Here is a 24,530-nt window from a genome sequence, read left to right as displayed (position 1 = left end):
GCAGCGCCGTGGACGGGCAGCGCCGTGGACGGGCAGCGCCGTGGACGGGCAGCGCCGTGGACGGGCAGCGCGGGCGGGACACGAGGTGACCGACGAGCGGGGCGCAACGCGGCGGGACAGGCCGGGGTGGGTGCAAATGCGGGACATTGGGGGCGCGGGGCGGGCGCGGTGGGTGGCAGGGCATCGCGGGCGGGGCGGGCGCGGGTGTCGCGGGCGGCGGCGTGGGCGGGTGTCGCGGGCGGCGGGCGCGGGTGTCGCGGGTGTCGCGGGCGGCGGCGGGCGCGGGTGTCGTGGGCGGCGGCGTGGGCGGGTGTCGTGGGTGGGTGTCGTGGGTTGGGCGGGGCGCGGGGCTAGCATCCGGGCATGACGACCTCAGACAACGCACAGCGCGACGACAGCCTCCCCCTCGACGTCGGGATCGGCGCCCTCCAGGGCGGGACCGCCGACCTGGCCCAGTACGCGGGCCGGGTCGTACTGGTGGTCAACGTGGCCTCCAAGTGCGGGCTCACCCCGCAGTACGCCGGCCTGGAGCGGCTGCACGAGCGGTACGCGGAACAGGGCTTCACCGTGCTCGGCGTGCCCTGCAACCAGTTCATGGGCCAGGAGCCGGGCAACGCCGACGAGATCGCCGAGTTCTGCTCGGCGACGTACGGTGTCACCTTCCCGATGACCGAGAAGGCGGAGGTCAACGGGGAGGGCCGGCACCCGCTGTACGAGCGGCTGACCGGCTTCGCCGACGCCGAGGGGCACAGCGGCGACATCCGCTGGAACTTCGAGAAGTTCCTGATCGGGCGGGACGGCAAGGTCACCGCCCGGTTCTCGCCGCAGACCGAGCCGGAGTCGGCCGAGGTCGTGGCGGCCGTGGAGGAGCGACTGGCGGATTGATCGCGCCGGTCGTGGCCTGCTTGGTTGACCTTGCCCCTGGGGCAGGCCCGAGCGTCGTCGTCGCCGGGCGGAACAGGCCGCCCGGTGACAGAGGATGACGACGTGGACGATGCGCGCGACGAGGAGTTGCTGACCATCGGTGCGTTCGCCGCTCGGGCCCGGCTGTCGGCCAAGGCCCTCAGGCTGTACGACCGTATGGGCCTGCTGGTGCCCGACCACGTGGACGAGGCGACCGGCTACCGCTACTACCGCACCGGCCGGACCGAACGCGCCCGGCTGGTGGCCCTGCTGCGCCAGCTGGACATGCCGCTCGCGAAGGTCGCGGAGGTGGTCCACGCGGACGGGCCCGGGGCCGCCGGTCTGCTCGATGCCTACTGGGCGGGAGTGGAGGCCCGGGTTGCCGGGCAGCGGACGCTCGCCGACTACCTCCGTGGACGTCTTTCGGGAAGGAACTCCGAGGTGTACGGAAAGTTCGTGGTCGAGACGGTGGACGTGCCCGGGCAGGTGGTGATCAGCGAGACCCGGCACACGCTGGCGGACGAGCTGCCGGCGTGGATCGGTGCCTCGCTGGGACGGTTGGAGGAGGCGGCCGGCGAGTGCGGGGGTGTGGCGGCGGCGCCGTTCGTCGTGTACCACGCCGAGGTGTCGATGGAGAGCGACGGTCCGGCGGAGTCGTGCGTGCCGGTCGCCGACGAGGCGGCGGCCCGGACGTGGAGCGAGGAGCGGGGGCGGGCCTGGCAGTCGCGGGTGCGGGTGGAGCCGGCCCGTCGGCTGGCCTACACCCGGATCACCAAGGCGCAGGTGGCCCATCCGCAGATCCTGGCCGCCTTCGAGGCGGTGGAGGAGTGGGTCGCCGCTCAGGGTCTGACGGTGGCGGGGCCGTGCCGTGAGGTGTACTTCGCCGACTGGGAGGCGTCGGGCCCCGAGGACCCGGTGTGCGACATCGCCTTCCCCGTGAGCTGAGGCGGGGATGACGAGCCCGGACTGAACAGAGCCCTCTCGGCAAGGTCGGCGAGCTGGTCGAGAGGGCTCCGTCGGCGGTACCGGGTCGGCGCCGCGTGGAGCCGTTACTCCTTGACCGAGGTCACGAAGGCGTTCCACGCGTCGGCGGGGAACGCCAGGACCGGGCCCTCGGTGACCTTGGAGTCGCGGACGGCGAGTGCCGCCACGACCGGTGACTTGACCTCGACGCACGCACCGTTTCCTCCGGAGTAGGAGGACTTGGTCCACGATTCCTGGGCACCCTGAAGAATTGCCATGTCTGCTCCGATGGCGAGTTGCTGAGTACTGACGCCGTGCCGCGGGCCAGTTGGGCCGCGGCACGGTTTACGCCAATGTCGTGTGATCGTTGGCGTGATCGACGCTACTCGCTGGCCTCACCGATCGGAGTGGCCATTCACCCGACCAGGTGGCATATTCGAGATGGCTCTTCCAGTACTCCCATCAGACGTGTAGCATCCCGCCGCCGTCAGCGCGCGTACTCCTTCGCGACGTCCTCGATGCACTGCCGGGACTGCTCCACGTTCAGTGCCTGGGCCCGCAGATGCTCGTACATCACCGTGTACTTCTGCACGTCCTGCGCCTTCTCCAGGTACAGGTCGCTGGTCACGCCCTCGATGTACACGACGCTGGAGTCGGACGCGTCGGCGAACTCCAGGATCGAGTACTGACCGTTGATGCCGGGATGCGCCCCGACGTCGAACGGCAGCACCTGCACGGTGATGTGCGGCAGCTGCGACATCTCGGCGACGTGCTCCAACTGCTCCCGCATCACCTGCTTGTTGCCCACCGTCCGGCGCAGGCAGGCCTCGTCGAGGACCACCCACAGGCGCAGCGGGTTGTTGTCGGCGGAGATGCGCTCCTGACGGCGTATGCGGACCTGGACCCGCTTCTCGATGTCGGCGACCGACGTCTCGGGCAGGGCGCCCTGGATGAGCGCCTCCGCGTACGGCCGGGTCTGCAACAGGCCGGTGATGATCTGGGGTTCGTACGTCCGCAGCGACTCCGCGTCGGTCTCCAGACCGATGTAGACGCTGTACGGGATGTCCCCGAACGCGTGCCACCAGCCCTGCTGGCGCGAGTCCTTCGCCATCTGCATGAGGGAGTCGACGATCCGCTGGTCCTCGACCTCGTACACCCCGCACAGATCGCGGACGTCACGCTGGCTGATACTGCGCCGGCCGTTCTCCAGGCGGCTGATCTTCGACTGCGAGACCAGCAGCCGCTCCGCCACCTCCTCGGCCGTCATGCCCTTGAGCTCACGGAGCCGGCGCAGCTCCTGGCCCAGCCGGCGCCGCCTGACGGTGGGATTGACATTGGACGCCACGGGACGTGCACCTCCGGCTGCGTGACTCATGCTTGCCACTTTGCGTATCTGCTGCTGAGCAGACTGCCACCAAGGTGCTTTCTACCGCTGGGAAACAGTCGATATGCGCCGCGTACACGCCAGTTCGGAGTGCCACCCGTACACATGGCCGCGCGGGGCGGCGGGCCGTGCCGTCGTCCGGGTGTGCCGGAGTACGGGCGGTCCCACCGCCCCGCGCGAACCCGCGGCTCCCGTAACCGGGTCTCGGGGACTGGTGGTGCGGCGGTGCGGTACTGCTGAGCGGGTGCTGCGGTGCGCTACTGCGGTGGGGTGCGGCTCAATGGGCCACCGCACGCGCCATGGATCCGTGGCGCGGTTGCGCCGGAACACCGCGGGCGGGTTCCGGAGCGGGCCTGGCCGGTCCCGCGGCCTGGCGGCCGGCCGGGGCCGGGGCACGGCGTGGCTGGGCCGCCGCACCGTTCTGGACGTCCATCACCGCGTGCGCCACCAGTCCGCCCATGGGGTCGTGCCTGATGAGGTCCCGCAGACGGGACCGTGACGAGCGTCCTTCGTTGCCCGGGTAGAGGTGCTTGCCGAGACCGACCGCGTGGGCCAGCGCGGCGAGCGCCGCGGTCCGCGGATCCGGCGGTACGCCGGTGCGGATCGCCGAGTCCAGCCGGGCCTTGATCTCCCTGCTGATCGCCGTTTCCGTCGCCTGATAGCGAGTCGTCGGCAGTACCCCGCACATCTGTCCCTCCACGGCATGCACCATGCCGCATCGCTCCAGATGCGAGAGGTAGGTCTGGCGCAGCCCCAGGCGGGGCCCGCCAATCCAGTTGACCGCCCGTACGGGAGCGCCACGCCTTCGCAGCAACTCCAACGCGCAGTCCAGTGTTGGATCTCCTGTCGGCCGTGGTGCCACCACGGCGATACGATCCCCGTCTGGGGCTATCCGTCCGGCCAGCGCCAGCTCCACCAGCTGTGCTCCGGCCAGACCCAGGTCGAGCGACTGCGGCTGTGCGGTGGTACCCGTGGTCGGGTCCAACGCCAGCAGCAGAAGCTCCTCCGGAAGTGTTCTGCGGCTCCTGCCCATCCATGCCTCCCCGCGTGGATGACAGACAGGGTGACCCCTCTCACATTGGTCTGTCGAGGGTGCGTGACCGCTTCGTAGTGGAACCAGTAGGTATGTCGTTCTCGTCTACCGCATGGGTTCTACCCGTACACAGGACACTGGTACATGGTTCGGTAGCGCACACACGACGTGCGCGGCGCATGGAGGAGGCATCGGTGGCGGGCGAGTCCCCCGACAGGTCGAAGCAGCGCGAGTCGTCGGAAGACCCGACGTCGGGGAGCGCGGGTCCGGTTCCCGAAGCCAGGACCGAGGTGAGCGAGGCGCCTGATCCGCGGCTGGCGGTGGCACGGGAGGACGCGCAGCCCGCGGCGTCCGTCGGCTCCCGCGGGGGCGTCGATACGGCGACCCGGGTGCTGTCGGTCCGCGAGACGGAAGCCGATGCCCCGCCCGGGGGCGACGCCGAGGGCACGTCCGAGGACGCCGGCCCGGAGAGCACCGCCGGGGACGGCTCCTCCGAGGCATCCGGCGCGTCCGGCACAGCCGAGGGGCCCGGTTCGTCCGACGCCTCCGAGTCCTCCGACGACGAGCCCGCCGAGCCCGCCGCCCCGAGCAACGGTCGGTTGCGGGACGCCGTCGCCGCCTGGGTGGCGACCGCGGACGAGCGTGCCGCCGCGAGCTCGCGGCTCGGGGACGCGGAAGGTCCGGGAGACGCGGAGGGGAGCGGCGAGGACACTCCGGGCCCGGGATCCGCCCAGGAGAGCCGGCGGGACTCCGGCTCCGACTCCGACACGCCCGAGGACGCGGAGGAGCGCGAGGAAGACCGCGCCGCCCCGACCACGGGCCCCGACGCCTCCGATACCACCGGGGACAACCTCGACACGACGGACACGGACTCCGAAGCACGGCAGGACGCCGAGGGACGCGGGGACGACCGCGCCGCTTCGGTTGCCGACAGCGACGCCGACGGCGACGCGGGCACGGGCGGGAACGCGAAGGGCGGCGCCCCGGCCGAGGACGAGCCGGGCGTTCCCGAGAACGAGGCCGAGGCCGAAACCAAGAGCAAGGCCGAAACCAAGAGCAAGGCCGACACCCAGAGCAAGGCCGAAACCGGCAGCGACAGCGACGCCGGTGGACGTCCCGTCGATCAGCCCACCGCCGTCTTCAAGGCCCCGCGGCCCTCCGCGCCCGCCGTCGACCAGCCGACGACCATGCTGAAGCTGGGCGACGCCGCAACCGGCCCCAAGAAGGCCGGCAAAAGCCCCGAGGCGAACATCTCCGAGACCGACGCCGAGCGGACCAGCAAGTTCGTCGCGCTCCGGCAGCCGGACGACCCTGCGACGCGCAAGCCCCCTCCTCAGCCCCCGCGGCAGTCCCCCGAGTCCTCACAGCGCCCGTCCGAGGCTCCCGGGGGCACCCCCAAGGCGCCGCAGGCACTCCCGACCGGGGCCACCGCCGCCGTACCGCAGGTCGGGCCCGAGCGGACCCGGCAGCAGCCGCTGCCGCCGAAGCCGCCGCTGGACCTGCTGGCGGAACTGACGAACACCCCGCCGCCCCCGGAAACCCCGCTGCGGACGACGGTGCGCCGGGTCAAGATCTGGACCCCGCTGGTCATCCTGTTGGTGATCGCCCTCGGCGTCGCGCAGTCCATGCGCGCCCTGCCCACACCGACCCTCGACCTCACGGCGCAGGACAGCTTCACCTTCGAGGGCGGCAAGCCCGAGATCCCGTGGCCGGCCAGCGGACAGGCGGCCCTGGAGGTGCAGGGCATCGGTACGTTCGGCTCGTCCGGCGATCAGAAGCCCGTGCCGATCGCGAGTGTCGCCAAGGTCATGACCGCGTACGTCATCCTGCGCGACCACCCGCTCAAGAGCGGCGCCGAGGGACCGAAGATCCCGATCGACCAGGCCGCCGAGGACCAGTCGCAGGCGGGCCAGGAGTCGACGGTCAACGTCTACGCGGGCGACTCGATCTCCCAGCGCGAGGCCCTGGAGAGCATTCTCATCGCGTCCGCGAACAACGTGGCGCGGCTGCTCGCCCGCTGGGACGCGGGGTCCGAGAAGACGTTCGTGGAGAAGATGAACGCCGCCGCGAAGGACCTCGGCATGACCAACACGACGTACACCGACCCGTCGGGCCTGAACGACACGACGGTCAGCACGGCCGTGGACCAGGTGAAGCTGGCCAAGGCGGCGATGCAGGAGCCGGCCTTCCGTGAGGTCGCCGCGATGATGTCGTACGACGACTACAAGGGCGTGAACCACTCCAACTGGAACCACCTGGTCGGCAGCAACGGCGTGGTCGGCATCAAGACCGGCACCACCACCTCCGCGCTCGGCAACCTCGTCTTCGCGGCGAAGAAGGAGGTCGGCGGTGAGACGCGGACCATCGTCGGTGCCGTGGTGCGCCAGCCGGCGGGCGGCAAGGACAACACCATCCTCGGCGCCGCGCTGGACTCCAGCGACAAGCTGATCCGGGCCGCGCAGGACATCCTGGAGTCGTCGACGATCCTGAAGAAGGGAACCGTCGTCGGGCACGTCGACGACGGCCTCGGCGGCCGGACGCCGGTCGTCGCCACGCAGGACGTCAAGGCCGTCGGATGGCCCGGCCTGACCGTGAAGCTGACGTTCAAGGCGGACGAGGTGCCGCACACGGCCGCGGCCGGTACGAAGGTCGGCACGCTCACAGTGGGTGACGGTGGCGCCGCCGGCGCGGTGCAGGTGCCGGTCGCCCTCCAGGAGGAGCTCGTGGAGCCCGCCTTCCTGGACAAGCTCACCCGCCTGGGCTGACACCACTGGCACCCGGCATGTGAACGCCCCCGCGGCCGTCCGGTCGCGGGGGCGTTCACATGCCGGAGGTCATGGAAGGCCACGGAGGGCCATGGAGGGCCCGGAGGGCAGGAAGCCAGGGTGCGGGGGTGCGTGCTAGCGTCACGAAACGGGGCAGGTCGCCGGTCGCGGGAACGGGACACGGTCGTAAGCAGAAGACGGGACACGGGGAGTGCCTTCAGGTGGCCACTGCGGAGCCGACACGCGCCGACGACGCCGACCCGGGCCGGGGAGCCGGCCCACGACCACACGTACCCGCGCCCCGCAAGGACGGCGGGGCAAGCGGGAAGAACGGCGAGAGCGGCGAGAGCGGCAGGACCGGTCACGGCCCGGCGGACGACGACGGTGAGCACGACCGCACCGAACCCGACCGCGCCGGACCCGACCGTGCCGCGCCGGAAGCACCGTCCGCGGTGAGGGCCGCCTTCCTGGCCCTGCGCGAGCGCATGCTGCGCCACCCCGTGCTGTCCGTGACCGCCCTGGCCGGGGCCCTCCACATCGTCTGGTTCTTCACGTTCGCGAACAGCGGCGGCGACCTCGCGGCGCAGGACGCGTGGGCGGAGTTCGTCGGCCGGCACCCCGACTCGGCGTACAACCTCGCCTGGTACGGCGGCACGCACCCGGTGTCGTACAGCGTGGTCTCGCCGTATCTGATGTCGGTGCTCGGCGTGCGTACGACGATGATGATCGCGGGGACGCTGTCGGCCGGGCTGCTGACGATGATCCTGATCCGCAGCCGGGTGGTCCGCAACCCGTTGTGGGCGTCGCTGGCGGGCCTGTTCGGGCTGCTGGGCAACGCGGCGTCGGGGCGGGTGACGTTCGGACTGGGCATGATGTTCGGGCTGGGCGCGGTCGCCGCGGTGTTCTGCTGGCCGTACCGCTGGCGCTACGAACGCTGGGCCAAGGGGCTGTGCGCGGCGCCGCTGGCCGCGCTGGCCACCATGTCCTCGCCGGTCGCGGGCCTGTTCGTGGGCCTGGTCGCGGCTGCCCTGTTCCTGCAGAAGCGCCGCCCGGGCGCCTGGTCGCTGGGCCTGGCCCCGAGCGCCGTCGTCGGGTTGTCGACCTGGATGTTCCCCTTCTCCGGCACCCAGCCGATGGCCTTCGGCTCGGCGGTGCTGCCGATGCTGTACGCGGGCCTGGTGTACTACTTCGTGCCGCGTACCTGGACGACCGTACGGATCACGTCGGCGGTCTACGGCCTGTCCGTGCTGCTGGTCTGGCTGATCAGCTCGCAGATCGGCTCCAACATCACCCGTCTCGCGATGCTCTTCGCCGGGGTGGCGCTGGTGGCCGCGCTGCCGTTCACGGTGGAGCGGACGCGCAGGTGGTACGCGCTCGTCTTCTCGATCGTCGGCTTCGTCGGCTGGATCGGCTTCAAGTCGGCCGACGACGTCATCCACACCCAGCCGACCGCCTCATGGACGCGCGAGCTGGCACCGCTCCTCAACGAGTTGCAGGAGGTCGGCGCGGAGAAGGGCCGAGTGGAGGTCGTGCCCGCCCGTTCACACCGGGAGGCCTCGGCGCTCGCGCCGTACGTGAACCTGGCCCGCGGCTGGCTCCGCCAGGCCGACATGGAGCGCAACCCCCTCTTCTACGACGACACGCTCAACTCGGCGAACTACCACGAGTGGCTGAAGCGCTGGGCCGTGCACTACGTGGTGCTGCCCAAGGGCGAGCCGGACGGCGACGGCGGCAAACGCGAGCGGGAACTTGTGCAGCGGGGTCTGCCGTATCTGAAGCAGGTCTGGGGGGACGCCAACTGGCAGCTGTTCGAGGTGACCAACCCGACGCCGCTGGCGGAGCCCGACGCGGTCGTCCAGCGGGCCGATCAGGGTGAGTGGATCATCGACGTCCAGCGACCCGGCCGCGTCCTGGTACGGATGCCGTACTCGCCGTGGCTGAGCATCGTCGACGCCGAGGGCAACAAGCTCCAGGCTCCCCAGGAGACCGAGGCCTCCAAGAACGGTCCGGAGGACACGCCGAAGACGTACGACAACGTCAACGGCTGCCTGATGGAGACGGAGGAGACCGCCGAGGGCGACAAGTGGACGGTGCTCATCGCGCCCGAGGCGGGCACGTACCGGCTGGCGTCGCCGTACGGGCTGCCGCGGGGCACGCAGTGCCCCGACGAGCTGAAGTAGACCCCGGGTCCGTCCGGGTCCGGGTCCGGGTTCAGGTCCGGACCCGACTCGAAACACCTTGTGAGCGTTCACGTAGGTGAACCGAGGTCAGTTAGTCGAACAATTTTACTGGCCCTTTACCTTCCTCTTCCTTGTCGTGCCCGCGTCGGCGCAACCACGATGAGCGGGCACTTCGCGGCCTGCCTCGCCCCGACCCCGCTCGTGCGAAGTGCCAACCAGCTGAGCGGAGTTCACAAGGCGGACCCCGGAAGGGGGCACATGAACGGTCTCGACTGGTCCGTGCTCATCGGCTACTTCGCCGTCATGGTGGCGATCGGTGTCTGGTCGCACAAACGCATCGACGACGTCAGCGACTTCTTCACGGCCGGCGGCAAGATGCCCTGGTGGCTGTCCGGCATCTCGCACCACATGTCGGGCTACAGCGCGGTGATGTTCACCGGGTACGCGGGCATCGCCTACACCTACGGCGTCACGTCCTTCGTGACCTGGTCGTTCCCCATCGCGCTCGGCATCGGCATCGGCTCCAAGCTGTTCGCGCCGCGTATCAACCGGCTGCGCTCACGGCTGCACGTGGCCTCGCCGCTGGAGTACCTGAAGAACCGGTACAACCTGCCCACGCAGCAGGCCCTGGCCTGGTCCGGCATGCTGCTGAAGATCGTGGACGTGGCCGCGAAGTGGGCGGCCATCGCCACGCTCCTGTCGGTCTTCACCGGCATCTCGATCAACGAGGGCATCCTGATCACCGGCGTCGTCACGGGCATCTACTGCACGATCGGCGGCCTGTGGGCGGACGCGCTGACCGAGCTGGGGCAGTTCATCATCCAGCTGCTGGCCGGTATCGCCATGTTCGTCGCCGTGGTCGTCAAGCTCGGCGACCACGGCGGGTTCTTCGGCGTCTGGGACGAGCCCGAGCTGCAGGGCCACGGCGATCCCCTGGTCGGCCCGTACGGCACGGTGTTCCTGCTCGCCTACCTCTTCATCAAGCTCTTCGAGTACAACGGCGGCATGCTCAACCAGGCCCAGCGCTACATGGCCACGCCCAACGCCCGCGAGGCCGAACGCTCGGCGCGGCTGTCGGCGATCCTGTGGCTGGTCTGGCCGCTGGTGCTGTTCTTCCCGATGTGGATGTCGCCGCTGCTGGTCGAGTCGCAGAAGCCGGACGGTTCCGACTCCTACGCCCTGATGACCGAGCAGCTGCTGCCGCACGGCCTGCTGGGTCTCGTCATCGTCGGTTTCTTCTCGCACACCATGGCCATGTGCTCCTCGGACGCCAACGCGATCGCGGCCGTGTTCACCCGTGACGTGGCGCCGGTGCTCTCGGTGCGGGCACGCTCCTGGGGCCGGCGGTCCGGGCTGCTGGCGGCGCGACTGACGACGGTGATCTTCCTCGCCCTGTCGATGGCGGTGGCGACGCAGGTCGACTCGCCGACGTTCAAGGACATCATCACCGTCGTCATCAAGTGGGTCGCCGGCCTGATGGGTCCGATCGCGATCCCGATGATGCTCGGTCTGCTCCGGCCCTTCCGCCGCTCGGGCCCGACGGCGGCGCTCACCAGCTGGGCGCTGGGCCTGCTCGCCTTCTGGCTGGTCAACTACCCGATCAACTGGAGCGTGGAGGGCGGGGTGCCGCTGGAGTACCAGGTGTCGATCCCGCTGGCCGTGTCGCTGGTCCTCTACGTCGTGATCGGCTTCCTGAAGCCGGAGGACACCCCGGAACGGCTCGCGATCATCGAGCGGCTCAACACCGACGATGACGACGACGCCTCCGGCGCGGCAGCCGCGGTCCCGGCCCCGGCGGGCGGTGTGGAGGGCGCGCTGGGAACGGCGCAGACGAAGGACTGAACCACCCACGACCAGCACGCTGCCCCGCTCCCCCGGCGCCCTAGGGGGCGAACGCGGAGAGTACGGTGCCGTCCTCGAAGGTGACGAAGACGGCACCGCCGTGGACCAGCGTGCTGGTCGGCCCCTCACCGGCCGAGGACCAGCCACTGAAGGTGTCGCGGTACGTGCCGACGCCCTGCCCGTCGGCGAGGAGCGCCGTGCCGACGCCCTCCTGGTCGGCCACGAGCAGCTGGTCCCCGGCGATCCGCAGGGTTCCCCTCCCCGGCCAGGGCTCCGTCCACCGCACCCGGCCCGTGGTGACGTCGCGGGCGACGAGCTCCGCCTGCTCGGCGTCCGAGGCGCCCTCCCTGCTGGACAGGAGTACGCCGGTGCGGCTCAGCGCCAGGAGCCGCTCGCCCCGGTAGTCGCCCTCCGCCTTCTCCAGCGTTGTGCCGTCGCGGACTCCGGACGGGCAGGACAGGTGGGCGGCGCCGCGCGCCACCGGCTCGCAGCGCTCGGCCGCTTCGGCGAGCGGCCTGCCTCCCTCGGTGTCGAGAGCGAGGGTCTCGCCCCGGCCGTGGAGGTGGAGGGAGTCGCCAACGACCTCCAGGGAGCCGGGTCCGTCCGCGCCGAGCAGCACGTTCGCCGGTTTCAGGTCGCGGTGCCGGACGCGGGCGTGGTGGATGCCGCGCAGCGCGCGTGCCAGCCCCAGGCCCAGGTGGAGCACCGTCTCGACGGGAGGCAGGCCGGTCTCCCGCACCGCGCGGTCCAGGGTCGGACCCGCCACGTAGACCCCCACACAACCGGGACGGCCTCACGACGGCCGTGTGACGTTCACTCGCTCGCGGGGTGCCGGTGCCCGGGCTGCCTGCGCGAAGCCGACGCCCCCTAGCCTCGCGGGTATCGCGCCAGCCACCCCGGGGAGGACCCCGCCGGGCCGTGCAGTGCGGGGCCCTGGGTCATCTCCATGGCGAAGTCGTCGGCCAGTTCCAGGAGCGTCGGGCGGCCCTCCAGCTCGGCCAGCCAGGCCGGGGGGAGGGCGGTCTCGCCGTGCAGGGCGCCGAGCAGGCCGCCGGTCAGCGCCCCGGTCGCGGCGGAGGGACCGCCGTGGTTGACGGCGAGCCGCAGCCCGTGCCGTACGTCCTCGGCGACGAGGGCGCAGTACACGGCGGCGGCGACGAGTCCGTCCGCCGCTCCGGCGCCGATCAGCTCGGTCACCCGTGCCGGGCCCGGCAGCCCCTGCCGTACCGCGCCCAGCGCGTGCTGCAGGGCGTCCGCCACAGGTTGGTGCCCTGGCCGGGCGGCGAGCAGGGCGAGTGCGTGCTGCACGGCACCGTCCAGGCTCTCTCCCCGCGCCAGCCCGTGCACGATCACGGCGTACGCGCCCGCCGACAGGTAGCCGGTGGGGTGGCCGTGGGTCTGCGCCGCGCACTCCACGGCGAGTTGGGCGACCAGTTGCGGCTCCCAGCCGACCAGGAGCCCGAACGGCGCCGACCGGGCGGCGGCCTCGGGCCCGCGCTCACCGGGATTCTTCGGCGCCTCCGGCGTGCCCATCGTCTCGTCACCCAGCCCGAGCAGCAGCGCGCGCGTGGCGTCCCGGCGGGCGTACAGCCACTCCTCCCGCGCCAGCCAGCCGTCGTCCTTGCGCCGCAGGTCGGGTCCCCAGTCGCGCTGGGTGGCGGCCCAGCGCCGGTACGCCCGGTGCAGGTCGGTCGGCGGGTGCCAGGCGCCGGTGTCCCGCCGTACCTGCGCGCGGATCAGTCCGTCCACGGAGAACAGGGTGAGCTGCGTGAGGTGGGTGACGGCACCGCGCCGTCCGTGGGCGGGGGCCAGGTCGGTGAGCCCTTCCGCGCCGTGCGCCTCGCGGATGCCGTCGGGGTCCAGCCCTTCGACGGGCGTGCCGAGGGCGTCCCCGACGGCCACCCCGAGCAGCGTCCCGCGTACCCGGCTGCGGAAGTCCTGCTGCTCGGCACGCCCCCAGACGGCACCGGCTGTCGCGCCCACCTGGACCTCCCCTCGGCACCGCGCGTACGTACGACGCCCAGCACTGTAATCGAACGGGGGTGGCCGATTCAGGGCTGGAACGGGCCGGAACGGTGTGGATACGTTCAGGTGGCGATGTGTGTCTCGCGGCAGCAGCGGACGAAGTCCTGGACGACGGGGTTGGCGTCGTCGGCGGGCGCCCAGGCGACACCGACCCTGCTGGGGCTCACCCCGGTGACGGGACGGTAGACGACGCCGGGACGGGTGTAGAAGCGGGCGGCGGACGCGGGGGCGAGGGCGATGCCGTATCCGTTGGCGATCGCGCTGAGCCAGTCGTCCGGCTGCTCGGTGACCGCGCCGACGCGCACCGGGCGGCCGTCGCGCTCGCCGGCGGCCAGCCAGTACTCCCGCCACGGGCCCGTCTCGGCCGGGGCGGCGACGAAGGGCTCGTCCCACAGCTCGCGGAAGGGGATCACCTCGCGAGCGGCCAGGGCATGGGCACTGGGCAGCGCGACACAGCGCGGTTCGGTGAACAGGACCGTCACCCGCAGCGTGTCCTGGGCGGGGAACGGCAGTCGTACCAGGGCGACATCGACGTCCGAGTCCCCGAGTCCGGCGGAGGGGTCCGACCAGGCGGCCTGGCGCATCTCGGCCCTCCAGCCCGGCCGGCGCCGGGCGAACTCCGCGACGATCGGCTGTGTCGCCTCGTTGGCGGCGCTGGCGATGAACCCGACCCGCAGGACGCGGGCCGCCCGGCTCGCCGCCGACCTCGTCTCCCGCCGTGCCGTCTCCCACCCGGCCAGCAGGGCGGGGACCCGTTCCGCCAGTGCCCGCCCCGGTTCGGTGAGGGCCATGCCGGTCCTCGACCGTGTGAACAGCTCCACTCCGAGTCCGGCCTCCAACTGCCGGATCCGCTTGGTCAGCGCCGGCTGGGAGACGAACAGCCGTTCGGCGGCCCGGGTCAGGGTCCCCTCCTCGGCCACAGCGGCGAAGTACCGCAGCAACCGTGTGTCGACATCCATGCCGCCAGGTTATAGACGCAGGTATTGGACGTCACGGCACGCCACGGTGACGCTTGACCCAGGGAAGCGGGCCGCGACGACCGGGCTTGTGAGAGGGCCGGCCGGAAGGAGAGGCGTGTGTTCACGGCCTATGTGATCGTCACCGTCACCGCGATCGTGGCGAACGCCGGGATCGCTGTCGCGGACCTGACGCGGGCTCGGTTCGTCCTGGCCAACTCGGCCGAAGTGGAGGTCCCCGCGTCGTGGCTCCCCCGGCTCGCCGCGCTCAAGGCCGCCGGAGCCGCCGGGCTCCTCATCGGCCTTCTGGGCGTCCGGCCGCTCGGCATCGTCGCGGCGGCCGGTCTCGTCCTCTTCTACGTCGGCGCGGTCGCCGCGCATATCCGTACGCGGGTCCTCCACAACATCGCGTTCCCCGCCGGCTACCTGGCCCTGCACGCGGCCGCGCTCTTCCTGGCCGCCGCGGGAACACCGTGCTGCCGAAATGCGTGAACGAAACGGCCCTGTTGTCCTTCGAGCGCTCATTTGAGCGCCTGAAGGACATTCCTTGCTGATAGTTCACGCAAACGGGAGGGAGGGTCCCCCTACGCGGCCGTCCACTCCGCCGCCCGGCCCTCGCGGCAGTCACGGCAGTGGCCCGGTTGTGGGGCACGGAAGGCGCGGTCGCAGTCGTCACAGGTCTGGAGGGGGTCGGGGCGGGCGGCCGATGGGGTGACGGGCCTGGGCGCGGGTAGTACCGGGGGAAGGTCGGCCGTGAGCCGGCGCTCCAGGAAGGCCGCCGGGTGACGGATCGGTTCCTGGGGCAGGCCGGTCGTCAGGACCCGCTCCACGGCGGTCGCGGGGACACCGCGCTCCAGCCAGACGGTGACCAACGGCACGAGCCGGCGAACGTCCCGTTCAGTGAGGAGCAGGCGTGAGTTCGAGGACGCGAAGGCGCGCGAGCAGACCGGCCGCCGGCCCCCGGTCGGCCTCCGCCACCGGGGCGGCGGCGTCCCGGCCCGGAGCGGGCGGGGCGGACTGGGCAAGCGGGACGTCCGATCCGGACAGGACAGGCCCAGCAAGCGATGCGAGCAAGCCGGCCGACACCAGCGAAGCCGATGGGGCGAGCGCTGCCGACGGGGCGAGCTCTGCCGACGGGACCGACGGGACCGACGGGACCGACGGGACCGACGGCGGGAACGAAGCGCACGGGGCAGGCGACGGGACCGACACCGGCGACACGGGCGGGACAGGCAACGCGGCCGACACCGACGAAGCGGGCGGGACAGGCTTGAGGGACGGGGCGCGTGCAGCAGGCGGGGCGGGCGGCAGTACGGCTGCCCGGGCCACGCCGGGCCTGTTGCGGGAGACCGTCCGGGTCACGACTCGCCCCGATTGAAGACGCTCCTTGGTGCGTGCGAGGTACCCGTGCTCCTCCAGTTCCCGCAGCGCGGCGGCGATGCGGACCTCCCCCTCGGGGAACTTGCCCGCCAGCGTCTTGATCCCGACCGGCGTCCCGGCGGGCAGCGACTGGACATGCACCGCCAGGCCGATCGCCGTCAGGGACAGCTCGGGGTGCTGGAGGAGGTGGTTCCCGACCACGGTGAAGTTCTCGTGGTGGGGGCGGTTGTCGTGCTCGACACCGCCGGTGGAACGGCCGGACGCGGCGCGCGAGCGCGCGCTAGGGTTCTGCTCAGTCATCGGGAAGAGTCTGCTTCCTTCGGTGATCAGGCCCTCGCAGTGGGATGGCAGTCCCGGCGGGGGCCGAATCATGTCAGTTGGTTGCTGCGGCTGACGCTGCACCACGAAGCCACCTCCGCGCCAGCCGAGTTGGCGACATTCACCCCGGAGGGTGATCGACGGGGGTGGCGGGGACGGGTTTGGTTCTTTCCCCGGTTCTTTGGTCTTTGGCGTCGCGAGCGACCGGGTCACGCCCGGCCGCGACCCGGTGACATCTCGGCCCAGACGGTCTTGGCGGGCCCCGGGCCTCCGTCGACACCCCAACGGTCCGCGTACGCGCCCACGATGAGCAGTCCGCGCCCGCCTTCCTCCCTCTCGGTGACCGCGTCGGGGAGACGCGGGACCCGGTCGCCCCGCGCGTCGGTCACCTCGATACGGAGAGTGCCGCCGGGGCGCAGTCGCAGCGCCAGCCGGAAGTCACGTCCGGGCACCCGCCCGTGCAGCACGGCGTTCGACGCCAGCTCGGCCACGACCTGCACCGCCTCCTCCGACGGCACGCCCCAGTCGTCGAGTTGGCGCTCGGCGAGCAGCCGGGCGAGCCGGGCACCCCGGCGCGTCGCGGACAACTGGATCACGAACTGAGGCGTAGCGGGGGTGACTCGCTGGTCCAATTTCGGATTCACGTCACCCAGCGTGGCCGCCGGTCCCTAATCTGAACAGCAGCGACCCCGGTACCGAGGGTGACTGTCCCGGTGCCCACCGTGGTCGTACGTGTCGTACGTCGGGAGGGGAAGACGTGGAGGACGAGGAGGCCACGGCCGTGCTCAAGGCGGTCGGACGGCAGATCAAGATGTGGCGTGAGGCCGCCGGGATGCGGCAGGCGGAGCTGGGGTCCGCCATCGGGTACGGCGAGGACATGGTGTCGTCGGTCGAGCGCGGACGCCGGGTACCGAAGCCGGACTTCCTGGACAAGGCCGACGAGGTACTGGGCGCGGGCGGAAAACTGGCGACCATGAAGGAGGACGTGGAGAAGGCCCGCTACCCGAAGAAGGTGCGGGACCTGGCCTTGCTGGAGGACGAGGCGGTCGAATTGGGAGCCTGCGCGGGCCATCACATCCACGGGCTGTTGCAGACGCCCGAGTACACGCGCGCCCTGTACGCGATGCGCCGCCCGGCATACACCGAGGAGGAAGTCGACCGCTACGTCTCGGCCCGCATGGCGCGGAAGGCCGTCTTCGAGCGTGTCCCCCACCCACAGCTCACCTTTGTGCAGGAAGAGGTGACGCTGCGACGCCCGCTCGGGGGCAGAATGGCGCTGCGGCAACAGCTCGAACACCTCCTGGAAATCGGCAGGTTGAGGCACGTCGAAATCCAAGTGACGCCGACAGACCGGGAGGATCACGCGGGGATGGCCGGATCGCTCCGACTGCTGAAACTCCGGGACGGACAGACACTCGGGCACCTGGAGGCCCAGCTGCACAGTCACCTCATCAGCGACCCCCGGGACGTGCAAATCCTGGAAATGCGCTATGGAATGATCCGGGCGCAGGCTCTCGCCCCCCGTGAGTCACTGGCCTTCATCGAGAAAGTCATGGGAGAAGAGACATGACCTCCGCCCTGGAGTGGTTCAAGAGCAGCTACAGCAGCAACGACGGTCCCGACTGCGTCGAGATCGCCATAGCCCCCGCCGACGCCACCATCCACGTCCGCGACTCCAAGAACAGGTCGGGTGACCGGCTGGCGTTCACGGACGACTCGTGGGCCCGCTTCGTCGCCTTCACCGGCAGGCGGCCGGCATAGCGGTTCAACGCCATTGGGGCTCACGCGGTGCGGGATAGTGCTGCCATGTCCAACACCCCACGTACCCTTCCTCTCGCGGCGACCGTCCTGACCGCGATCCTCGCCCTCTACATCGCCCTGGTCGCCTTCGGGAACATCACCGACTTCGGCACCAACCAGGACTTCGTACGCCATGTCCTCGCGATGGACACGACGTTCAAGGACGACGACCTGATGTGGCGGGCGATCACCAGCAAGGGCCTCCAGGACGCCGCCTACGTCGCCATCATCGTGTGGGAGACGGCGGCCGCACTGGTGCTGATCTACGCGACCTGGCTGTGGATACGCCGTGACCACGCCCCCGCACGGCGCATGACCACGTACGGCACGCTCATGCTGATGCTGCTCTTCGGGGCCGGGTTCATCGGGATCGGCGGGGAGTGGTTCGCGATGTGGCAGTCGGCGGACTGGAACGGCCTGGAGGCGGCGACGCGGGTGTTCCTGCTGAGCGGCGTCGTGCTGATCGTCGCGCACCTGCCGTCCGGAGAGGCGGACGCTAGCCGACGACCGTGACCTTCGTGCCACTCGTCGCGAACGCCCAGACCGCCGTGCCGTCGGCCTTGTGCAGCCGTATGCCGCCCGTCTTCGCACCGGAGGCGGGCGGCGGGGGCGAGGAGCCGTCCACGGCGTTGGAGAAGGCGACCGAGACGCCGTCCTCCTGGGCGAAGTAGACGATCTGCTCGATCTGCACGCCGTCGGAGCCGGTCGTGGCCCCCTCGGCGCGGGTGCCGACCGTGTAGGTGCCCGGGTCGGGGCTGACCGTGCCCGGCCACACCGCGAACGTCCGCCGGGCGGCGTCGCTCGCGTCGACCAGCCAGACCCGCTTCTGGTCGAGCGAGTAGACGATGCGCCGCCCGGTGCCGGACCCGTCCGGCACCGGAGCCGGCGTGGTCTCCTTCGGGGTCGGCTGTGCGTCCGCCGACACCGAAGGGCTCGGCTTGGCAACGGCGGCGGTGGGGCGGGGGCCCTGGTCCGCCTGTACGGCCAGGACGGTCACCGCCGCGATCGCCCCCACGGTCAGACCGGAGACCCAGGCCCAGGAGGGAAGTCGGGCTGGCACGGGCACGCATCTCCTCAGCTACGAGAACCCCGACACACCGGGGGCCCGATCATCGTACTGCGGGCGGCCCGTGCCCCTGCTCCTGCCCGGGAGTCAGTCCAGTACCGGCAGCAGCTCCGGCAGGTGACCGTCCGACGCCGTCGCCGCCCGCTGCCGCTCCTCGGTCACCGGGCCGTACAACGTCGTGCGGGGCTTCGCCGGGCGGCCCGCCGCGTCCGCGACCGCGATCAGGTCCTTGACCGATTTGTACGAGCCGTACGACGAGCCCGCCATGCGGGAGATCGTCTCCTCCATCAAGGTGCCGCCCAGGTCGTTCGCGCCGGAGCGGAGCATCTCCGCCGCACCCTCCGTGCCCAGTTTCACCCAGCTTGTCTGGATGTTGGGGATGTGCGGGTGCAGGAGGAGGCGGGCCATCGCCGTGACGGCGCGGTTGTCCCGCATGGAGGGGCCCGGCCTCGCGATGCCCGCCAGGTACACCGGCGCGTTGGTGTGGATGAAGGGGAGCGTCACGAACTCCGTGAAGCCGCCCGTGCGCTGCTGGACACCGGCGAGGGTGCGCAGGTGACCCAGCCAGTGGCGGGGCTGGTCGACGTGGCCGTACATCATCGTGGACGAGGACCGGATGCCGAGTTCGTGGGCCGTCTCGACGACCTCGATCCACGTCGCCGTGGGCAGCTTGCCCTTGGTCAGGATCCAGCGGACCTCGTCGTCCAGGATCTCCGCCGCCGTGCCCGGGATCGAGTCCAGGCCCGCTTCCCTCGCCGCGCTCAGCCACTCGCGGATGGACATGCCGGTGCGGGTCGCGCCGTTGACGACCTCCATCGGGGAGAAGGCGTGCACGTGCATGCCGGGGACGCGTTCCTTGACGGCCCTCGCGATGTCGAAGTAGGCGGTGCCCGGCAGGTCCGGGTGGATGCCGCCCTGCATGCAGACCTCGACCGCGCCCACGTCCCAGGCCTGCTGCGCCCGGTCGGCGACCTGCTCCAGGGAGAGCGTGTACGCGTCGGCGTCCGTGCGGCGCTGGGCGAAGGCGCAGAAGCGGCAGCCGGTGTAGCAGACGTTGGTGAAGTTGATGTTCCGGGTGACGATGTACGTGACGTCGTCGCCCGAGACGGACTTGCGCACGTCGTCGGCCACCCTGCACAGGGCGTCCAGCGCCGGGCCGTCGGCGTGCAGCAGGGCGAGGGCCTCGTCGTCCGTGAGCCTTGTCGGGTCGTCGGCCGCCGTCGCCAGGGCCTGGCGTACGTCGGTGTCGATGCGCTCCGGTGCCATGCCGGGGACGGCGGCCTCGCGCAGGGCGCCCCAGTCGCCGTACACCTCGTCGAAGTCGTCGCGGCGGTCCGACGTACGGCCCTCGGTGTCGATGGCCGTGTGCAGGTCGGTGCGGCCGGTCGCGGTGAACGCCTCGTCCGGTTCCTGCCACGGGTGGCCCTCGACCGTCGCGTCCGCGCGGGCCAGGCCGGTGGCCGGGTCGGCGAGGGCCGCCACGTGCGGGCGCAGGCGCGGGTCCAGCCAGGGCTCACCGCGCTGGACGAACTCCGGGTAGACGCAGAGGCGTTCGCGGAGCTCGAAGCCGGCCGTGCGGGACTTCTCGGCGAGTTCGTCGATCTGCGGCCAGGGGCGCTCGGGGTTGACGTGGTCGATGGTGAGCGGGGAGACACCGCCCCAGTCGTCGATGCCGGCGCCGATCAGGCGCTCGTACTCCGAGTCCACCAGGTTGGGCGGGGCCTGCAGGCAGGCGGACGGACCCATGAGGAGGCGGGCGACGGCCACCGTGGCGACCAGTTCGTCCAGTTCCGCGTCGGGCATGCCGCGCATCGCCGTGTCCGGCTTGGCGCGGAAGTTCTGGATGATCAGTTCCTGGACGCCGTGGTAGGCGCGGGAGACCTTGCGCAGGGCGAACAGCGACTCGGCACGCTCCTCGTAGGTCTCGCCGATGCCGATCAGGATCCCGGAGGTGAAGGGGACCGAGGAACGGCCGGCGTCCTCCAGGACGCGCAGGCGTACGGCCGGTTCCTTGTCCGGGGAGCCGTGGTGGGGGCCGCCGGGTTCGGACCACAGGCGGGTCGCGGTGGTCTCCAGCATCATGCCCATGGAGGGGGCGACCGGCTTGAGGCGCTGGAAGTCCGTCCAGGTCATGACGCCGGGGTTGAGGTGCGGGAGAAGGCCCGTCTCCTCCAGGACGCGGATCGAGATGGCGCGGACGTAGGCGATCGTGTCGTCGTAGCCGTGCGCGTCGAGCCACTCGCGCGCCTCGGGCCAGCGGTCCTCGGGCTTGTCGCCGAGGGTGATCAGCGCTTCCTTGCAGCCGAGGGCGGCGCCGCGCCGTGCGATGTCGAGGACCTCGTCGGGGGACATGAACATCCCGTGTCCCTCGCGGCGCAGCTTGCCGGGGACGGTGACGAAGGTGCAGTAGTGGCACTTGTCCCGGCACAGCCGGGTCAACGGGATGAAGACGCTCTTCGAGTAGGTGATGACGCCGGGGCGCCCGGCGGCCTCCAGACCCGCGTCCCGGACGCGGGCGGCGGACGCGGTGAGGGCGCCGAGGTACTCGCCGCGTGCCTGGAGCAGCACCGCGGCCTCGGACACGTCGAGGGCGACACCGTCCCGTGCGCGTTTGAGGGCGCGGCGCAGGGAGCTCTCGGTGGGGCCCGAGGGGCCGGGGTCGGCGGGTCCGGTTCCGGGGGTCGCGGAAGTCGTCATCCGTCGAGCATACGAGCGGCGTGATCAGGACGCGGGGGAGCCGTCCCGCCCGGCCCACCTCGCCGGTCCCGTTCTTCCCCGTCTCCACGCCCCGGCGACTTCGGTCTCCACGCCCCGGCGGTCGCGCTTCCCACGCCCGGCGCCCCGCTCCCCCACCGTGCGGTCGCCCGCTCTCAATGCGCCGAACCCCTTTCCTTGCACGGGAGTTCACGGCTCAATACGAGGGTTGCACGTACCACCCCCCCCGCCCCCCGGAACCATCCCACGCACCACCCCTGCACCACGCCCGCACCACCGATGTCATGTCACTGACGACACCTGGGAGCAGCAGCATGTGCGAGGACGACCACGCCGGAATCGGCAGACGCGCGGTGTTCGTGACGGGAGCCGCCGCGGCGCTTACGTCGGGAAGCGTGAGCTTCGCCTCGGCGGCACCGCGGGAGCGGCGGAAGAGAACGGTGCGCGGCACGCTGCCCACCGGCTCGCCCGACTTCGTGTACGTACCCGTCGAGGTCCCGGACGGCGTCCGCGAGATCCACGTCGCGTACACCTACGACCGCCCGGCCGTCCCGGTCGGCACCCAGGGCAACGCCCTCGACATCGGCCTCTTCGACGAGCGCGGCACCGACCTCGGCGGTCGGGGCTTCCGGGGCTGGTCGGGCGGCGCGCGCACGGAGTTCTTCGTGCGCGCGGACGACGCGACCCCCGGCTACCTCCCCGGACCGGTGAGGGCGGGGGTGTGGCACATCGCCCTCGGCCCCTACACGGTGGCTCCGCAGGGGCTGTCGTACGAGATCACGATCACACTGACGTACGGGCAGGAGAGCGCGGCCGTACGGCCGGTGTATCCGCCCGAGCGCGCCAGGGGGCGGGGGCGTGCCTGGTACCGGGGCGACTGCCACCTGCACTCCGAGTACTCCGACGGCCGCTTCACCCTCGCCGAGATCGCCTCGCTCGCGCGCGCGGCCGGACTGGATTTCATCAACTCCTCCGAGCACAACACGCACTCGGCGCACGCCCACTGGGCGAAGGAGGCCGGGGACGACCTGCTGATCCTGCTCGGCGAGGAGGTGACGACCCGAAACGGCCACGTCGTCGCCCTCGGCACCGATCCCGGCACCTTCGTCGACTGGCGCTACCGGGCCCGTGACAACCGCTTCGGCCGTTTCGCCCGGCAGATCCGCCGCGCCGGCGGTCTGGTCGTCCCGGCCCATCCGCACGCCACCTGCATCGGCTGCAACTGGAAGTTCGGGTTCGGGGAGGCGGACGCGGTCGAGGTGTGGAACGGGGCCTACACGCCCGACGACGAGGTGGCGCTGGCCGACTGGGACGCCATGCTGATCGCCGCCGTGCGGGACGGACGGGACGGACCGGGCGGGCGTGACGGGCGGGGCTGGCTCCCGGCGATGGGCAGCAGCGACTCCCACCGCGCCCCGGACGTGATCGGCCGCCCGCAGACCGTCGTCCTCGCCGACGACCTGACCCGGGAGGCGATCCAGGAGGGCATCCGGGCCGGACGGTCGTACGTCGCCGAGTCGGCGAAGGTGTCGCTGGCCTTCACCGCGTCCGGCGGCCGGGGCGAGCACGCCGGGATCGGCGAACGGCTGCGCGTGGACGACGACACCCCGGTCACCGTCCGCCTGGAGGTGACGGGCGCCCCGCGTTGCACGGTGCGCTTCGTCACGGACCAGGGCGTCCTGTTCACCAGTGCGCCGCTGCCGGTGTCCGGCTCGGACGTCGTCGAGTGGCGCACGACCGCGTCCTACGCGGCGTACGTACGGGCGGAACTGCGCCACGAGGCGGCGGCGGGGCCGCTGCCGGGGGCACTGGCGGCGTTCACGAACCCGGTCTTCCTGGGGCGGTAGCCTCCGGGCCGTCGGGCCCCGCCAGGTCCGCGACGACCGCCGCGTGGTCGGAGGGCCACACGCCGCCCACGGGGCCGTGGCCCGCCCGTCGCACGGCACGCACGCGGCCGAGTCCGTCCGGGCCGGGCGGCCCCACGTGGACGTAGTCGATCCGCGCGCCCGGCACCGGCCCGTCGGGGATGTACGGGTTGGCCCCGTCCCAGGTGGCGGACGGGGCCGACGGGTCGGCGTGCTCCCAGGCGTCCTGGAGCCGCCCCGCACGCAGGAGACGGACCTCCGCCGACTCGGGGCGGGCGTTGAGGTCCCCGGTGACGACGGGCGGGAAGCCGGTGCCGTGGCGGTGAGCGGCGGCGAAGTCCGAGAGCGCGGCGACCTGTTCGCGGCGGACGGCGGAGGCGTGGCCGCCCGAGGTCAGGTGGGCGGTGAAGAAGGGGACCGGGTGGCCCGGCGCGTCCAGACGGGCGTGGAGCGCGAGGCGGCCGTCGTCCAGTTCCTCGGGGACGGGCAGCCGCAGCACCGCCCGCTCCACGACCGGCCAGCGGCTGAGCACCGCGGTGCCGATACCGACCGTGTCGTCCCCGATCCGCCGCTGCCACCGCTCGGGTGCCTCGGAGGCGGCCCAGGCGCAGTACAGGCCGAGTTCCCCGGCCAGCCACTCGGCGAGGTTCGTGTCGTCGGCGGCCCAGACCTCCTGGAGGCCGACGACGTCGGGCCGCAGCACCCGCAGTACGTCGAGGATCGCCTTCTGCCGGTCGGCCCACGGACCGAACCGCCACCACAGATTCCAGGTCACGACCCGCACACCGGCACCACCCGTCCCTCGGCCCTGCCCTCTCCCTTCCCCCGAGCGTCTCCGGGGAACATGGAGGCATACCAGACGGGAGCGTGAACGAACGATGTCGATGTCGTCCTCCGCCGAAAACGCCGAGAAGAAGTACCGGGCCGTCACGGCCTTCCAGCGCCGCCTCAACGCCGTCGTACGCCGCCTGCCGGGCCAGACCCTGCTGGAGACCACCGGCCGCGTCTCCTGCCTGCCCCGCCGCACGCCGGTGGGCGGGCGGCGGGTCGGGGACTCCTTCTGGCTGGTGTCGGAATTCGGTGAGCGGTCCCAGTACGTCCGCAACATCCGGGCCGATCCGCGGGTACGGGTGCGGATCCGGGGCCGCTGGTACACGGGAACCGCCCATCCCCTGGCCGACGACGACCCCATCGCGCGGCTGCGACGCCTCCCCCGGCTCAACGGCCTGGCGGTGCGGGCCATGGGGGTGGGGACGGGGCTGCTGACGGTGCGGGTGGACCTGGAGAGTCGGGAAGCCACGTGAGGGACCTGTGATCGGCGTCTCCCACGGCTGA

General features: G+C 71.7%; 23 protein-coding genes. 11 read left to right on the top strand and 12 right to left on the bottom strand.

Going from position 1 to position 24,530, the window contains the following annotated elements; translation table 11 throughout:
* The first annotated feature begins 363 nt into the window (after positions 1 to 363).
* Both ABEA26_RS09135 and ABEA26_RS09130 read left to right on the top strand, forming a co-directional pair.
* Complete coding sequence (locus ABEA26_RS09135; RefSeq protein ID WP_345590880.1) at positions 364 to 885, top strand: glutathione peroxidase; 522 nt, start codon at positions 364 to 366, stop codon at positions 883 to 885.
* Between the two features lie 84 nt (positions 886 to 969).
* The gene (locus tag ABEA26_RS09130; RefSeq protein ID WP_425587804.1) at positions 970 to 1,848 is read left to right on the top strand and encodes a MerR family transcriptional regulator; all 879 of its coding nucleotides are present in this window, start codon (positions 970 to 972) and stop codon (positions 1,846 to 1,848) included.
* 104 nt (positions 1,849 to 1,952) lie between these two features.
* Here ABEA26_RS09130 and ABEA26_RS09125 read toward each other — a convergent pair whose 3' ends face one another.
* From ABEA26_RS09125 to ABEA26_RS09115, 3 genes are all read right to left on the bottom strand, one after another.
* A complete protein-coding gene (locus ABEA26_RS09125) occupies positions 1,953 to 2,144 on the bottom strand; it encodes a DUF397 domain-containing protein (protein WP_210963792.1) in 192 nt (63 codons plus the stop codon).
* Between the two features lie 209 nt (positions 2,145 to 2,353).
* The gene (locus ABEA26_RS09120; protein ID WP_345590874.1) at positions 2,354 to 3,211 is read right to left on the bottom strand and encodes a helix-turn-helix domain-containing protein; all 858 of its coding nucleotides are present in this window, start codon (positions 3,209 to 3,211) and stop codon (positions 2,354 to 2,356) included.
* 316 nt (positions 3,212 to 3,527) lie between these two features.
* Positions 3,528 to 4,283, bottom strand: a complete 756-nt coding sequence (locus ABEA26_RS09115) for a GOLPH3/VPS74 family protein (protein ID WP_345590872.1) — start codon at positions 4,281 to 4,283, stop codon at positions 3,528 to 3,530.
* A 179-nt stretch (positions 4,284 to 4,462) separates the two neighbouring features.
* Here ABEA26_RS09115 and ABEA26_RS09110 point away from each other — a divergent pair, with 179 nt between their 5' ends.
* The 3 genes from ABEA26_RS09110 (at position 4,463) to ABEA26_RS09100 (ending at position 11,070) form a co-directional block, all read left to right on the top strand.
* The gene (locus tag ABEA26_RS09110) at positions 4,463 to 7,048 is read left to right on the top strand and encodes a D-alanyl-D-alanine carboxypeptidase (RefSeq protein ID WP_425587803.1); all 2,586 of its coding nucleotides are present in this window, start codon (positions 4,463 to 4,465) and stop codon (positions 7,046 to 7,048) included.
* Between the two features lie 221 nt (positions 7,049 to 7,269).
* Entirely contained in the window at positions 7,270 to 9,228 is a 1,959-nt protein-coding gene (locus ABEA26_RS09105) for an MFS transporter (RefSeq protein WP_345590868.1), read from the top strand.
* Positions 9,229 to 9,486: 258 nt separating this feature from the next.
* Positions 9,487 to 11,070 carry a sodium:solute symporter family protein gene (locus tag ABEA26_RS09100; protein ID WP_345590866.1) on the top strand — a complete coding sequence of 528 codons (1,584 nt, stop codon included), beginning with the start codon at positions 9,487 to 9,489 and terminating at the stop codon, positions 11,068 to 11,070.
* 40 nt (positions 11,071 to 11,110) lie between these two features.
* Here the strand turns inward: ABEA26_RS09100 and ABEA26_RS09095 are convergent, their stop codons facing one another.
* The 3 genes from ABEA26_RS09095 to ABEA26_RS09085 form a co-directional block, all read right to left on the bottom strand.
* Positions 11,111 to 11,836 carry a protein kinase family protein gene (locus ABEA26_RS09095; RefSeq protein ID WP_345590864.1) on the bottom strand — a complete coding sequence of 242 codons (726 nt, stop codon included), beginning with the start codon at positions 11,834 to 11,836 and terminating at the stop codon, positions 11,111 to 11,113.
* Positions 11,837 to 11,937: 101 nt separating this feature from the next.
* Complete coding sequence (locus tag ABEA26_RS09090) at positions 11,938 to 13,053, bottom strand: ADP-ribosylglycohydrolase family protein (RefSeq protein ID WP_345590862.1); 1,116 nt, start codon at positions 13,051 to 13,053, stop codon at positions 11,938 to 11,940.
* 104 nt (positions 13,054 to 13,157) lie between these two features.
* The gene (locus ABEA26_RS09085; RefSeq protein WP_345590860.1) at positions 13,158 to 14,054 is read right to left on the bottom strand and encodes a LysR family transcriptional regulator; all 897 of its coding nucleotides are present in this window, start codon (positions 14,052 to 14,054) and stop codon (positions 13,158 to 13,160) included.
* Between the two features lie 117 nt (positions 14,055 to 14,171).
* On the opposite strand from ABEA26_RS09085, the gene ABEA26_RS09080 reads away from it, so the two are divergent.
* On the top strand, positions 14,172 to 14,543 hold the full coding sequence (locus ABEA26_RS09080) for a DoxX family protein (protein WP_345590858.1): 372 nt from the start codon (positions 14,172 to 14,174) through the stop codon (positions 14,541 to 14,543).
* 92 nt (positions 14,544 to 14,635) lie between these two features.
* On the opposite strand, the gene ABEA26_RS09075 is transcribed toward ABEA26_RS09080, so the two are convergent.
* The 3 genes from ABEA26_RS09075 to ABEA26_RS09065 all read right to left on the bottom strand — a co-directional run bounded on the left by ABEA26_RS09075 (position 14,636) and on the right by ABEA26_RS09065 (position 16,342).
* Positions 14,636 to 14,929: a hypothetical protein gene (locus ABEA26_RS09075; protein ID WP_345590857.1), complete on the bottom strand. Its 294-nt coding sequence runs from the start codon at positions 14,927 to 14,929 to the stop codon at positions 14,636 to 14,638.
* Positions 14,930 to 14,948: 19 nt separating this feature from the next.
* Positions 14,949 to 15,731 carry a helix-turn-helix domain-containing protein gene (locus tag ABEA26_RS09070; protein ID WP_345590855.1) on the bottom strand — a complete coding sequence of 261 codons (783 nt, stop codon included), beginning with the start codon at positions 15,729 to 15,731 and terminating at the stop codon, positions 14,949 to 14,951.
* A gap of 227 nt (positions 15,732 to 15,958) precedes the next feature.
* Positions 15,959 to 16,342, bottom strand: coding sequence for an ATP-binding protein (locus ABEA26_RS09065; protein WP_345590913.1), 384 nt, complete (start codon positions 16,340 to 16,342; stop codon positions 15,959 to 15,961).
* Between the two features lie 164 nt (positions 16,343 to 16,506).
* On the opposite strand from ABEA26_RS09065, the gene ABEA26_RS09060 reads away from it, so the two are divergent.
* The 3 genes from ABEA26_RS09060 to ABEA26_RS09050 are packed head-to-tail and all read left to right on the top strand — an operon-like array spanning position 16,507 to position 18,062.
* Positions 16,507 to 17,319 (top strand): helix-turn-helix domain-containing protein, encoded by an 813-nt coding sequence (locus ABEA26_RS09060; protein WP_345590853.1) that lies wholly within the window; start codon positions 16,507 to 16,509, stop codon positions 17,317 to 17,319.
* Positions 17,316 to 17,510 carry a DUF397 domain-containing protein gene (locus tag ABEA26_RS09055; protein ID WP_345590851.1) on the top strand — a complete coding sequence of 65 codons (195 nt, stop codon included), beginning with the start codon at positions 17,316 to 17,318 and terminating at the stop codon, positions 17,508 to 17,510. The genes ABEA26_RS09060 and ABEA26_RS09055 overlap by 4 nt, the downstream gene beginning before the upstream one ends.
* Positions 17,511 to 17,555: 45 nt before the next feature.
* Positions 17,556 to 18,062, top strand: coding sequence for a DUF2165 domain-containing protein (locus ABEA26_RS09050; protein ID WP_345590849.1), 507 nt, complete (start codon positions 17,556 to 17,558; stop codon positions 18,060 to 18,062).
* Here the strand turns inward: ABEA26_RS09050 and ABEA26_RS09045 are convergent.
* Together ABEA26_RS09045 and ABEA26_RS09040 are read right to left on the bottom strand one after the other, a co-directional pair.
* Positions 18,046 to 18,609, bottom strand: a complete 564-nt coding sequence (locus tag ABEA26_RS09045; protein WP_345590847.1) for a hypothetical protein — start codon at positions 18,607 to 18,609, stop codon at positions 18,046 to 18,048. The two genes, ABEA26_RS09050 and ABEA26_RS09045, sit on opposite strands and share 17 nt — an antisense overlap.
* Before the next feature lie 93 nt (positions 18,610 to 18,702).
* The gene (locus tag ABEA26_RS09040) at positions 18,703 to 21,312 is read right to left on the bottom strand and encodes a bifunctional FO biosynthesis protein CofGH (RefSeq protein WP_345590846.1); all 2,610 of its coding nucleotides are present in this window, start codon (positions 21,310 to 21,312) and stop codon (positions 18,703 to 18,705) included.
* 332 nt (positions 21,313 to 21,644) lie between these two features.
* Here ABEA26_RS09040 and ABEA26_RS09035 point away from each other — a divergent pair, with 332 nt between their 5' ends.
* Complete coding sequence (locus ABEA26_RS09035; RefSeq protein ID WP_345590844.1) at positions 21,645 to 23,177, top strand: CehA/McbA family metallohydrolase; 1,533 nt, start codon at positions 21,645 to 21,647, stop codon at positions 23,175 to 23,177.
* On the opposite strand, the gene ABEA26_RS09030 is transcribed toward ABEA26_RS09035, so the two are convergent.
* Complete coding sequence (locus ABEA26_RS09030; RefSeq protein ID WP_345590842.1) at positions 23,149 to 23,979, bottom strand: endonuclease/exonuclease/phosphatase family protein; 831 nt, start codon at positions 23,977 to 23,979, stop codon at positions 23,149 to 23,151. The two genes, ABEA26_RS09035 and ABEA26_RS09030, sit on opposite strands and share 29 nt — an antisense overlap.
* A 94-nt stretch (positions 23,980 to 24,073) precedes the next feature.
* Between ABEA26_RS09030 and ABEA26_RS09025 the strand changes: the two genes are divergently transcribed.
* Complete coding sequence (locus ABEA26_RS09025) at positions 24,074 to 24,499, top strand: nitroreductase family deazaflavin-dependent oxidoreductase (protein WP_425587802.1); 426 nt, start codon at positions 24,074 to 24,076, stop codon at positions 24,497 to 24,499.
* The last annotated feature ends 31 nt before the right edge of the window (positions 24,500 to 24,530 follow it).

It is taken from the genome of Streptomyces marokkonensis (assembly GCF_039539045.1).
In the GTDB taxonomy this organism is placed as follows: Bacteria; Actinomycetota; Actinomycetes; order Streptomycetales; family Streptomycetaceae; genus Streptomyces; species Streptomyces marokkonensis.
Note: the sequence above shows the minus strand (reverse complement) of the source record. Positions and strands in the feature narration are given on the sequence as shown.

Coding starts and splice junctions, on each gene's coding strand:
- ABEA26_RS09135 (WP_345590880.1), top strand. CDS start 364: ATGACGACCTCAGACAACGCACAGCGCGACGACAGCCTCCCCCTCGAC.
- ABEA26_RS09125 (WP_210963792.1), bottom strand. CDS start 2,144: ATGGCAATTCTTCAGGGTGCCCAGGAATCGTGGACCAAGTCCTCCTAC.
- ABEA26_RS09115 (WP_345590872.1), bottom strand. CDS start 4,283: ATGGGCAGGAGCCGCAGAACACTTCCGGAGGAGCTTCTGCTGCTGGCG.
- ABEA26_RS09110 (WP_425587803.1), top strand. CDS start 4,463: ATGGAGGAGGCATCGGTGGCGGGCGAGTCCCCCGACAGGTCGAAGCAG.
- ABEA26_RS09100 (WP_345590866.1), top strand. CDS start 9,487: ATGAACGGTCTCGACTGGTCCGTGCTCATCGGCTACTTCGCCGTCATG.
- ABEA26_RS09085 (WP_345590860.1), bottom strand. CDS start 14,054: ATGGATGTCGACACACGGTTGCTGCGGTACTTCGCCGCTGTGGCCGAG.
- ABEA26_RS09070 (WP_345590855.1), bottom strand. CDS start 15,731: ATGACTGAGCAGAACCCTAGCGCGCGCTCGCGCGCCGCGTCCGGCCGT.
- ABEA26_RS09055 (WP_345590851.1), top strand. CDS start 17,316: ATGACCTCCGCCCTGGAGTGGTTCAAGAGCAGCTACAGCAGCAACGAC.
- ABEA26_RS09050 (WP_345590849.1), top strand. CDS start 17,556: ATGTCCAACACCCCACGTACCCTTCCTCTCGCGGCGACCGTCCTGACC.
- ABEA26_RS09040 (WP_345590846.1), bottom strand. CDS start 21,312: ATGACGACTTCCGCGACCCCCGGAACCGGACCCGCCGACCCCGGCCCC.
- ABEA26_RS09035 (WP_345590844.1), top strand. CDS start 21,645: ATGTGCGAGGACGACCACGCCGGAATCGGCAGACGCGCGGTGTTCGTG.
- ABEA26_RS09025 (WP_425587802.1), top strand. CDS start 24,074: ATGTCGATGTCGTCCTCCGCCGAAAACGCCGAGAAGAAGTACCGGGCC.